The 11,221-nt window shown below is 42.1% G+C and carries 9 protein-coding genes; all 9 read left to right on the top strand.

The window, feature by feature from the left end; all coding sequences use genetic code 11:
- The first annotated feature begins 156 nt into the window (after window positions 1–156).
- The 9 genes from uvrB (at window position 157) to N782_RS06020 (ending at window position 10,854) form a co-directional block, all read left to right on the top strand.
- Window positions 157–2,136: an excinuclease ABC subunit UvrB gene (gene uvrB / locus N782_RS05980; RefSeq protein WP_036817405.1), complete on the top strand. Its 1,980-nt coding sequence runs from the start codon at window positions 157–159 to the stop codon at window positions 2,134–2,136.
- An 8-nt stretch (window positions 2,137–2,144) separates the two neighbouring features.
- On the top strand, window positions 2,145–5,021 hold the full coding sequence (gene uvrA, locus N782_RS05985) for an excinuclease ABC subunit UvrA (RefSeq protein WP_036817406.1): 2,877 nt from the start codon (window positions 2,145–2,147) through the stop codon (window positions 5,019–5,021).
- Window positions 5,022–5,089: 68 nt separating this feature from the next.
- Window positions 5,090–5,881: a class I SAM-dependent methyltransferase gene (locus N782_RS05990; RefSeq protein WP_036817408.1), complete on the top strand. Its 792-nt coding sequence runs from the start codon at window positions 5,090–5,092 to the stop codon at window positions 5,879–5,881.
- Between the two features lie 348 nt (window positions 5,882–6,229).
- Window positions 6,230–6,580 (top strand): YojF family protein, encoded by a 351-nt coding sequence (locus N782_RS05995; RefSeq protein ID WP_036817411.1) that lies wholly within the window; start codon window positions 6,230–6,232, stop codon window positions 6,578–6,580.
- 23 nt (window positions 6,581–6,603) lie between these two features.
- Window positions 6,604–7,278 carry a bacillithiol biosynthesis deacetylase BshB2 gene (gene bshB2, locus N782_RS06000; RefSeq protein ID WP_036817414.1) on the top strand — a complete coding sequence of 225 codons (675 nt, stop codon included), beginning with the start codon at window positions 6,604–6,606 and terminating at the stop codon, window positions 7,276–7,278.
- A gap of 168 nt (window positions 7,279–7,446) precedes the next feature.
- Window positions 7,447–8,772, top strand: a complete 1,326-nt coding sequence (locus tag N782_RS06005) for a D-serine ammonia-lyase (protein WP_052111198.1) — start codon at window positions 7,447–7,449, stop codon at window positions 8,770–8,772.
- Window positions 8,773–9,190: 418 nt separating this feature from the next.
- Window positions 9,191–10,282 (top strand): DUF4097 family beta strand repeat-containing protein, encoded by a 1,092-nt coding sequence (locus N782_RS06010; RefSeq protein ID WP_036817417.1) that lies wholly within the window; start codon window positions 9,191–9,193, stop codon window positions 10,280–10,282.
- Between the two features lie 21 nt (window positions 10,283–10,303).
- Window positions 10,304–10,507 carry a PspC domain-containing protein gene (locus N782_RS06015; RefSeq protein WP_036817419.1) on the top strand — a complete coding sequence of 68 codons (204 nt, stop codon included), beginning with the start codon at window positions 10,304–10,306 and terminating at the stop codon, window positions 10,505–10,507.
- Window positions 10,504–10,854 (top strand): phage holin family protein, encoded by a 351-nt coding sequence (locus N782_RS06020; RefSeq protein ID WP_036817421.1) that lies wholly within the window; start codon window positions 10,504–10,506, stop codon window positions 10,852–10,854. Before N782_RS06015 ends, N782_RS06020 begins: the two co-directional genes overlap by 4 nt.
- The last annotated feature ends 367 nt before the right edge of the window (window positions 10,855–11,221 follow it).

Here is an 11,221-nt window from a genome sequence, read left to right on the forward strand (position 1 = left end):
AATTCATTTTGTGAAATATTCCTCAATCAACCTAAATTACAACGGAGGAATAAATGGGATGTGCAAAAAACTCGAATGTTTGTTCGCATTTGTGTTAGAATAGTGTTAGATTGTGGTAAACTACGTGTATGAGATTATGTGAATGGAGGTTGCAACGTGGAAAGCCAATTTGAATTAGTATCTCAATATCAACCTCAGGGAGACCAACCCCGTGCCATTGAAGAACTAAAGAATGGTATTTTGAACGGAAAAAAACATCAAACCTTACTAGGAGCAACTGGTACTGGTAAAACATTTACGATGTCGAATGTGATTCAGCAAGTAAATAAACCTACCCTGGTGATTGCTCACAATAAAACGCTCGCAGGCCAGCTATATAGCGAGTTCAAGGAGTTCTTTCCAAATAATGCAGTGGAATACTTCGTCAGCTACTATGATTATTATCAGCCCGAAGCATATGTTCCTTCCACGGATACATTTATTGAGAAAGATGCCAACATAAATGATGAAATTGATAAATTACGTCACTCTGCTACGTCAGCGTTATTTGAGCGAAATGACGTTATTATTGTAGCCAGTGTGTCTTGTATATATGGTTTAGGTAATCCGGAAGAATACCGGAACCTTGTGTTATCTATTCGTAAAGGAATGGAGAAGGATCGTGATGAATTGCTACGTGATTTAGTGGATATTCAATATGCTCGTAATGATATTGATTTCCAGCGTGGTACATTCCGAGTTCGTGGTGATTCGGTGGAAATTATTCCAGCTTCGAGAGAAGAGCATTGCCTGCGTATCGAGTTTTTTGGCGATGAAATCGATCGTATTCGAGAAGTGGATGCCCTAACAGGTGAAATTATGGGAGATCGAGAGCACGTGGCGATTTTCCCGGCTTCTCACTTCGTAACTCGTGAAGAGAAAATGAAAGTAGCGATTAAAAATATCGAGCGCGAACTGAATGAACGCTTGAAAGAACTTAAGGATCAGAATAAACTCCTTGAGGCGCAACGGTTAGAGCAGCGTACGAATTATGATTTAGAAATGATGCGGGAGATGGGCTTTTGCTCAGGCATTGAAAACTATTCCCGTCACTTAACGTTAAGGGAAGAAGGCGCAACGCCATATACATTGCTCGACTATTTTCCTGATGATTACTTAATGATGGTGGATGAGTCTCACGTAACGCTACCTCAGGTACGTGGTATGTACAACGGAGACCAGGCACGAAAACAAGTGTTAGTCGATCATGGCTTCCGTTTACCATCTGCATTAGATAATCGCCCACTTACGTTTTCAGAGTTTGAAAACCATATGAATCAAGCGGTCTATGTGTCCGCAACACCAGGACCTTATGAGCAAGAACACTCTCCAGAAATGGTGGAGCAGATCATTCGTCCAACAGGATTGTTAGACCCTAAAGTGAATGTACGACCAATTCATGGACAAATTGATGACCTTATTGGTGAGATTAATACGCGTAAAGAGCAAGGAGAGCGTGTGCTCGTTACGACGCTTACGAAGAAAATGTCTGAAGACCTTACAGATTATTTGAAGGAAATTGGCATTAAAGTGGCTTATTTACACTCCGAGATTAAAACACTTGAGCGTATTGAAATTATTCGCGATTTACGTCGAGGCAAATATGACGTATTAGTCGGCATTAACTTGTTAAGGGAAGGGCTGGATATTCCGGAAGTATCACTAGTCGCCATTCTAGACGCCGATAAAGAAGGTTTCTTGCGTTCGCAACGATCTCTTATTCAGACCATTGGGCGTGCAGCGCGTAATGAAAATGGACAGGTTATTATGTACGCTGACAAATATACGGATTCAATGAATATTGCAATTGAAGAGACCGAGCGTCGTAGAGCGAAACAGATGGCCTATAATGAAGAACATGGTATTACACCTACTACCATTAAGAAAGAAATCCGTGATGTTATTCAAGCGACAATGGCAGCTGAGGATTCAGCAGAGTACGATAACAAACCAGATGTTTCTAAGATGAACAAGAAGGAAAAAGAGCAAATGATCGAAAACATGGAAGAAGAGATGAAACAGGCTGCGCGTGACTTGAATTTCGAAAAAGCAGCAGAGTTACGTGATATCATCTTGGATCTTAAATCGGAAGGGTGATCGAGCAAATGAGCCAGCAGAAATCTATACGTGTACAAGGGGCTCGCGCCCATAACTTGAAGAATATAGATGTAAATATCCCGAAAAACAACTTAATTGTATTAACTGGTCTATCTGGGTCAGGTAAATCATCCCTGGCCTTTGATACGATTTACGCAGAAGGACAGCGCCGTTATGTGGAGTCCCTTTCTGCATATGCACGTCAATTTTTAGGACAGATGGATAAGCCTGATGTGGATTCGATTGAAGGCTTATCCCCTGCCATTTCGATTGATCAGAAAACAACTAGTAAAAACCCACGCTCAACAGTGGGGACTGTTACGGAAATCTATGATTACTTACGTTTATTGTTTGCCCGGATCGGAAGACCAACATGCCCTTATCATGATGTTGAAATCACTTCCCAAACAGTGCAGCAAATGGTAGACCAAATCCTTGAGCATCCGGAACGGACAAAGATGCAGATTCTTGCTCCTGTTGTATCTGGACGTAAAGGGCAACACGTGAAAGTACTTGAAAAGTTACAAAAAGAAGGGTACGTGCGCCTTCGAGTTGATGGAGAAATGCGTGAAGTGACAGAAGAGTTTAATTTAGAGAAGAATAAGAAACACTCTATTGAAGTTGTCATTGATCGTATTGCCATTAAGGATGGTATAGCTGGTCGTCTAACCGACTCCATTGAAACAGCGCTGCGATTAGGCGAAGGGCAGCTTATCGTCGATGTAATAGATGGGGAAGAACTGTACTTTAATGAAAACCATGCATGTCCTGTTTGTGGTTTTTCCGTAGGGGAACTAGAACCACGCATGTTCTCGTTCAACAGTCCATATGGAGCTTGTGAGCGTTGTGATGGTCTTGGGCAACAGCTGGAGGTTGATATTGATCTGGTCATTCCAGATTGGGATTTAACACTAAATCAGCATGCGTTAGCCCCATGGGAGCCGAATAGTTCTCAATACTATCCTCAGCTTCTACAAAGTGTGTGCAATCATTATGGTATTGATATGGACATTCCAATCAAGGATATTCCGAAGAATCTATTAGAACGTGTTCTTTATGGTAGCGGAGATGAAAAAGTGTATTTCCGTTATGAGAATGATTTTGGGAAAGTTCGAGAAAATGAAATCTTTTTTGAAGGTGTCATTCCAAACGTAGCTCGTCGCTATCGTGAGACATCCTCCGAGTATATTCGGGAACAGATGGAAAAGTATATGGCTCAAAAACCTTGTCCGAAGTGTGAAGGCAATCGTTTAAATGAAAAGCCTCTTTCTGTTCTAATCAACAATTATCACATCGGTAGTGTGACGGACTTCTCTATTAAAGATGCTATTACATTTTTCGAAAACGTGGAACTTACCGAAAAGGAAGAACAAATTGCCCGGATGATCTTGAAGGAGATTTGTGACCGTTTATCCTTCCTTATTAATGTTGGGCTTGATTATCTTACGCTGTCTCGTTCTGCGGGAACTCTATCAGGTGGTGAGGCACAGCGTATTCGTTTGGCTACGCAAATTGGTGCTGCCCTAACAGGAGTGCTGTATGTATTGGATGAGCCTTCTATCGGACTCCATCAGCGTGATAACGACAGATTGATTTCCACGCTTAAACAGATGAGAGATTTAGATAATACGCTAATTGTCGTAGAGCATGATGAAGACACGATGCTAGCTGCTGACTATTTGATTGATATTGGACCTGGTGCAGGTGCTCATGGTGGAGAAATTGTTTCCGAAGGTACACCTCAAGAAGTAATGGAAGATAGCAACTCGCTTACAGGTCAATACTTATCAGGTGAAAAGTTTATCCCACTACCACAAGAGCGCCGTCAGCCAGATGGTCGCTATGTAGAAGTAATCGGTGCCAAAGAAAACAACCTGAAGAACGTTAATGCATCCTTGCCTTTAGGATTGTTAACGGCTGTTACAGGTGTGTCAGGTTCAGGTAAAAGTACACTAGTAAATGAAATTCTGTATAAATCATTAGCGCAAAAACTTCATAAAGGAAAAGTGAAGCCAGGTGAGCACAAGCAAATCAAAGGGATGGATCAGCTTGAAAAAGTGATTGATATTGACCAATCTCCAATTGGCCGAACGCCAAGATCCAATCCTGCAACCTACACAGGCGTGTTTGATGATATTCGTGACGTATTCGCACAAACGAATGAAGCTAAGATTCGTGGTTACAAAAAAGGACGATTTAGCTTTAACGTGAAAGGTGGTAGGTGCGAAGCATGCCGTGGAGATGGTATTATAAAAATAGAAATGCATTTTCTTCCAGATGTGTATGTTCCTTGCGAAGTTTGCGATGGAAAACGCTATAACCGCGAAACACTTGAAGTGAAATACAAAGGGAAGAGTATTGCTGATGTACTAGAGATGACGATAGAAGATGCGTATGAATTCTTCGAAGCAATCCCTAAGATTAAGCGGAAGCTGTCTACCGTATTTGATGTAGGGCTAGGCTATATTAAACTCGGCCAACCAGCTACGACTTTATCCGGCGGGGAAGCGCAGCGTGTGAAGCTGGCAAGTGAACTCCATCGTCGCTCGACTGGACGTTCGCTTTACATTTTAGATGAACCCACAACAGGACTTCACGTGGAAGATATTTCACGCCTTCTAACGGTATTGCAACGATTAGTAGATAACGGAGAGACCGTATTAATTATTGAACACAATCTTGATGTTATTAAAGCAGCGGATCACCTTATCGACCTTGGACCAGAAGGTGGGGAAAAAGGTGGAGAAATCATAGCTACGGGAACTCCTGAAGATGTTGCGGACAATTCTCAATCGTACACTGGAAAATACCTTGGACCGATTCTGGAACGGGATCGAAATCGGATGAAAGAGCGTTTGAAGAAAAAAGAGAAAGTTTCCAAATAACGGAATAACACCAAGAACCACAGCCTTTTCTGGGAACAATCCTAGACAGTCAAGAAAGGTTGGTTCAAATGAAGAAGCCATTTTTCAACCAATTGCAACAAGATAGTTATGCACTCCGAGACGCAGCTCCAGAATGGAGAGAGACGATGGAACAGCTCGTCTCTTGGTCCGGTCAGCAGGTTGTTGATTTGGGATGTGGTGGGGGCATATATACTAAAGCCCTCGCCAACATGAATGTGCAACACGTGTATGGAATTGATGCCTCTGAGACAATGTTACAAGGGGCGAAAGAATATGTAGGGGATATCTCGAATGTAACGTTATTACAAGGAGAAACAGCCGCTGTTCCTTTGGACGCTGAGCAAGTGGACACTGTCGTAGAGCGGGCTGTTATTCATCACCTACAACGAGCTCAACTTCAAGAAAACGTGAAAGAGCTGTACCGTGTGCTTAAGCCAGGTGGGCAAGTGATTATCCAAGACCGCACATTGGATGATTGCTTTTTACCACCGGACAAAGAGCATGTACGAGGTCACATTTTTTCTATGTACCCTCGTCTAAAGAGGATAGAAAAAGTGCGACGTCATTCTTCTAACCAAGTAATTCGTAGCTTGCATCAAGCAGGCTTTCATAAAATCAAAATGAAGTCATTAGTTGAAACACGTCAGAAATACCCGTCCCGCGATAAGTTATATGACGATCTGATGAATCGAACAGGGAGAACCATCCTACATGAGTTAACGGATGAGGAGCTGAAACAACTCGCCACTACCATTTACCATCAGTACAAAGCACATGAATCGATTCAGGAGCAGGATCGTTGGACGATTTGGATTGCTGAAAAGCCAATAGATTTATGACTAGGGAGAGAGGCTGTTACTTGGAAGAGTATCAGCCTTTCTTGTTGTCTGGCTCAACCTTGGGTCGCTTAACATCAGGCTCGCTCATAAATGGAGAATGTCGCTCATAAAAATCAAATCTCGCTCATAAATGGAGAATGTCGATCATATATTCGAAATCCCGCTCATATATCACAAAAGTCGCTCATAACCTCGCACTCCATCCCAAATGATAAACTGCTAATCTGGTGCGTACTTTTTTCCATGATGTCCTATTCATAGCTGGGATAGTAAGTAGATTCTTTGACGTTCGGGGGATGGATTGGGTAGAGTATAAACAGACACTAGTTCGAGAGAGGAGTCATCGTCATGGAAATGATCCAGATCGATAAAGTTCAAGAAGCTCTTGATCATCTTGCTAATAAAGATGTGTATGTGCACCTAGAAACAACCAATGGCGCATACGCAAGTCATTTTAATTCAAACGCATATAACGTAGGCGCATTTATTCGTAATGCTAAAGTTCGCTATAAGCATGCCAAAATCGTAGGTCATGAAACGTTTCGCATCGGTTTGAAGATGGACCATGGTTGGGTTTATGCTGAAGGGCTCACGCAATGGGAAGTGGATGATAAAGGTCGCTTGCTCATGGCAGGTCATGATGCCGAAGGTCGCTTAATGGTAGCCCTTGAGATTAGCGAAACACCGTTTGAGAACTAAGAAATAAAGGAGAGAATAGGATCATGGATCAACATCAACACGTTGCAATCATACTTCCCCATCCAGACGACGAAGCTTTTGGTTGTTCAGGTACGATTCTCCAATTTCGTGAAAAAGATATCCCTGTCACATATCTATGCGGGACATTAGGTGAAATGGGGCGTAATATGGGCAATCCAACATTTGCGAACCGCGAGACGCTATCGGAGTTTCGAAAGAAAGAATTACAGGATGCTTGCGAAGCTTTAGATATTGATCTTCAAATGCTAGGCTATCGTGATAAAACGCTAGAGTTTGAAGACCAGGATGAAGTAGCTTCCCACCTTAAAGGAATTCTTGATGATCTACAACCTAGCCTTGTCATAACATTCTATCCTGGACATGCTGTTCACCCTGACCACAACGCTATGGGGGCAGCGGCAATTGAAGCAGTACGTCGCTTTGATGAAGAGAAACGTCCAGAGGTCTGGGCTAAAGCTATTTCTCATAACCGACGCGAGGTGCTAGGTGAGCCTGACATTGTTAAAGATGTAGCGGATTATTTTAATGCTAAAATGAAAGCCATTGAAGCTCACCGTTCTCAAGCAGAAGGTATGATGAGCCAATTCCGTAAAAGCCCTGAGTTACAAGAGTTAAATTCAGAAGGCCAAAAGCTTTTACGTTATGAAGAATTTTATAAATGGGACTTTACCAAATAAGCAGGATCCTCCGGGGTTCTGCTTTTCTTTTTTACTAGACGAAAGGATTGCGTCTTAAGCAACACCTTAATGAGAACGCTTTGCATAGACCCTAGATGAAAGGGTGATTAGGGAGCGAATAGAAAAGGAATACTATAGATAAGAGTTTTTAGATAAGGAGTGTAGTATATGGAACGGTTAATCTTAGGCAAGACAACAAGTGAATGGATGAACGAATTTCCTCTATTATCTTCTATCGTAGACACGAAGGAAGTGTTTTGGGTGAATCAGAAGGTTAAACGATTTCCTGATGCAATTGAAGGAAAAAATCTAAGCTGGGAAGATGTGGAGGAAGCCGAGGCATTGTTTCAACGTTTTGCACCGTTTATCGAAAAAGCATTCCCTGTTACAGCGGATACGAATGGTGAGATTGAATCACCACTTAAAGAGATTGCAAATATGAAGGATGCATTGCAATCGGAATACGATGAAAACATTCCTGGCCAGCTGTGGCTTAAGTGTGATAATGAGCTAGCAGTTGCTGGGTCGATAAAAGCTAGAGGAGGGTTCTTCGAAATTCTCTCTTACGCAGAAAAACTAGCACTGGAGCATGGTCTTATAACCAAAAATGATGATTATGGGAAACTGTACAATGATACGTTTAAGCAATTCTTTTCTAACTATTCCATAGCAGTCGGTTCAACAGGAAATCTAGGATTAAGCATTGGGATTATGAGTGCAAAGCTAGGATTTCAGGTTACCGTACATATGTCCCGGGATGCCAAGCAATGGAAAAAGGATTTACTACGCGATAAAGGTGCTAAGGTGATGGAGTATGAATCAGACTTTAGTTTAGCAGTAGAGAAGGGAAGGGAAATGTGTGAGGAGAATCCCCAATGTTACTTTGTTGATGATGAAGATTCCAAACATTTATTTCTAGGTTACGCCGTAGCTGCTATCCGCCTGAAAAAACAGCTCGATGAAAAAGGGATTGTTGTAAATGCAGATCATCCATTAATCGTGTATATTCCTTGTGGCGTTGGAGGCGGACCAAGTGGCGTAACCTATGGCTTGAAGCATATTTTTGGAGATAATGTGTACTGTTATTTTGCAGAACCCACCCATTCTCCGGCGGTATTGATCGGCTTAATGACCGGAAAGTTTCATCAGGTTTCCGTACAGGATTTTGGTATTGATAATCGTACTGCGGCAGATGGGCTCGCAGTTGGACGACCTTCCCAATATGCGGTACAAATGGTGGAACATCTAGTGAATGGGATTTACACTGTGGAAGACCACCAACTATATAGAATGCTTTACCTGTTGAATCAGACAGAACAGATGAAATTAGAGCCATCTGCCCTGGCAGGGATGTATGGTCCAGTACAACTTGCAAAAAACCATCAAGGTTCACCTAATTTAGAACATGCAACTCATGTTGTATGGGCAACTGGTGGAAGTTTAGTACCGGAAGAGAATATGAAAGCGTATATTAATAAAGGGAAAGACAACTAAATAAGTACACTTCCTGTTTGCTCAACATCTTTTTTTCATTCATTTATGATAAAAGTGAATCGTTCATTTTTGTTCTCGTCTAGGAAATTATAAAATTCAATGCTTGTGTATAACTGAAAAAGTGGTGCGGCCACGTCCAGCTCCAGCGCCCAGCGACTAGTATGCTTCCCTCGCCTCCGTACGATAAGTTAACATCGAATCACTTCGTTCTTCGTGTTGCCTTTATCTCCTACGGAATCAGGGGAAGTTCGATTAAGATCGCTGCATCGTGCAGCAACATCGAACCAACCCACATCGTGTGGGCCGCAGCATATACGTCGCTAGCAGGGCGCTTGCGCTTTTGTTCATACGTAACGAAAGTAATGGAAATAGGCCATGTGTCTCACACATATACAATAGTAGAAGGAGCGATGATTCGATGCAGGAAGAGCGTAAGCGGATTTTAAAGATGTTGGAAGATGGCATGATCACCTCACAAGAAGCAGAAGAGCTGTTAGATTCCATCAAGTATGCCGAGGATGTACAAGAGAATGCTGGAACAGAAGAGGAACCACAGCATCTTTCGACAAAAGTGAAATGGGATGAAAAACAGGAACAGAAGAGCTATCATTCAGGTTCCACAAAAAAGCGTTTCATGGACTTTGTAGAAGAGACGATAAAAAAGGTGAAGAACGTAGATTTTGATTTAAACTTTGGCCAATACTATGAAGTATCGCACATTTTTCAAAATCAAGGCGTATCTTTTTCAAAAGTAGCGATGGATATTGCTAATGGTTCCATTGAGTTAAAACCATGGCAAGAAGATGATGTCCGTATTGAATGCAATGCCAAGGTATATCAAGTGAATAATCAAGAGGAAGCGAGAGAACGTTTTATGGAGCAAAAGCAATACCATGTAGATGATGAAAGCTTGAGCTTTTCCATTAGCTCTAAGAAAATTAAGACGAACGTTATTCTCTATATTCCAGAGAAATCATATAAACATATGTCCTTGCGCCTATTTAATGGCCAGATGAAGTCTCACGGATTTCATATCGAAGACCTACAGGCCAAAACTGCCAATGGAAAAGTGGAATTTGAAAACATGAGCGGCAACGCTTGGGATATTGAAACAAGCAATGGTTCTATCACGTTAAAAGATGTGCGCTTGAATGAAGTTGAGGTCGAAAGTTTAAACGGATCGATTACACTAGATGGTGAGTTTGAAAAAGTGGATACCCAAGGTGTCAATGGTAGCCTTAAGTGTAATTGGCGTGGCGACAAAGGGCATACAGGTTTCTTCAAGACCACTGCTGGAAGTATTTCAGTAACACTTCCGAAAGAAGTTGCGGTTGATGGAGAATTGAAAACGAGCATGGGCAGTATAAACTGCAATCTACCTGATTTTGAAATTCGAGAGGAAAAAAGCGAAGTACTGAGGAAAGAACTACGTTTCCGTTCAAAAGGAGAACAAGCAAAACCTCTTCACTTAGAAGCTGAAGCCAAGACAGGATCCATTACAATTAACTAATCAATCGAAGGAGGTCATCGTGTGTCGAAACGATTAACTAGATCAAAAGATAAAAGAATGCTAACAGGTGTCTTAGGTGGAGTTGCAGAATATTTTAATGCCGACGCTACGATTGTCCGACTCATTTTTGTCATACTAGCTATTATTACAACAGGTTTTCCGTTGTCACTACTGTATATTATCGCAGCTGTCATTATTCCGAATGAGGGAGATGTCGTGTCATGAAAAATTGGCTGTTGCACATTATCGTCAACGCGATAGCGCTAATTGCCGTAGCCCAGCTATTTGAGTCCTTTTATCTCGAAAGCTTCGTAACCGCGATTATCGCCAGCTTGATTTTGTCCGTATTGAACGTCATCGTCAAACCCATTTTAGTTGTACTAACCCTACCCATTACGTTTATTACACTAGGATTGTTTTTGTTCGTTATTAATGCGATCACTCTGATGATTACGCAAGCCTTATTAGGAAGCAGTTTTGTCATCGATGGTTTCGGTATTGCCATCCTGGCAACGATTATTATCTCCTTGCTATCACTAATGATGAACCAGCTTGTGAAGGATTTGAAATAATGTTGGAAGATGAAGACAGGCCGCGCGCCTGTCTTTTTGTTTGGGATGGGGGGGAAGAGCGAAAGTGAAGGAGAAGCGAGCAAAACAAGAGGAGGAGCGAGCATAAGTGAGGGAGAACCGAGCAAATCAGGAGGAGAAGCGAGCAAAAGTGAGGGAGAAGCGCGCTAATCAAGAGAAGAAGCGAGCATAAGTGAGGGAGAACCGAGCAAATCAGGAGGAGAAGCGAGCATAAGCGAGGGAGAACCGCGCAAAACAAGAGGAGAAGCGAGCATAAGCGAGGGAGAACCGCGCAAATCAGGAGGTGGAAGTGAGCATAAGCGATTAAGTCTATATAATTGTGTAAAAAAGTAAGACATAAAAAAAGGGC

The organism is Pontibacillus yanchengensis Y32, assembly GCF_000770635.1.
GTDB lineage: Bacteria > Bacillota > Bacilli > Bacillales > BH030062 > Pontibacillus > Pontibacillus yanchengensis.

Bases quoted from the DNA above. Each gene is read 5' to 3' on its own strand.
- N782_RS06010 (WP_036817417.1), top strand. From the start codon at position 9,191: ATGCAGGAAGAGCGTAAGCGGATTTTAAAGATGTTGGAAGATGGCATG.
- N782_RS05990 (WP_036817408.1), top strand. From the start codon at position 5,090: ATGAAGAAGCCATTTTTCAACCAATTGCAACAAGATAGTTATGCACTC.
- N782_RS06020 (WP_036817421.1), top strand. From the start codon at position 10,504: ATGAAAAATTGGCTGTTGCACATTATCGTCAACGCGATAGCGCTAATT.
- bshB2 (WP_036817414.1), top strand. From the start codon at position 6,604: ATGGATCAACATCAACACGTTGCAATCATACTTCCCCATCCAGACGAC.
- N782_RS06005 (WP_052111198.1), top strand. From the start codon at position 7,447: ATGGAACGGTTAATCTTAGGCAAGACAACAAGTGAATGGATGAACGAA.
- N782_RS05995 (WP_036817411.1), top strand. From the start codon at position 6,230: ATGGAAATGATCCAGATCGATAAAGTTCAAGAAGCTCTTGATCATCTT.
- uvrA (WP_036817406.1), top strand. From the start codon at position 2,145: ATGAGCCAGCAGAAATCTATACGTGTACAAGGGGCTCGCGCCCATAAC.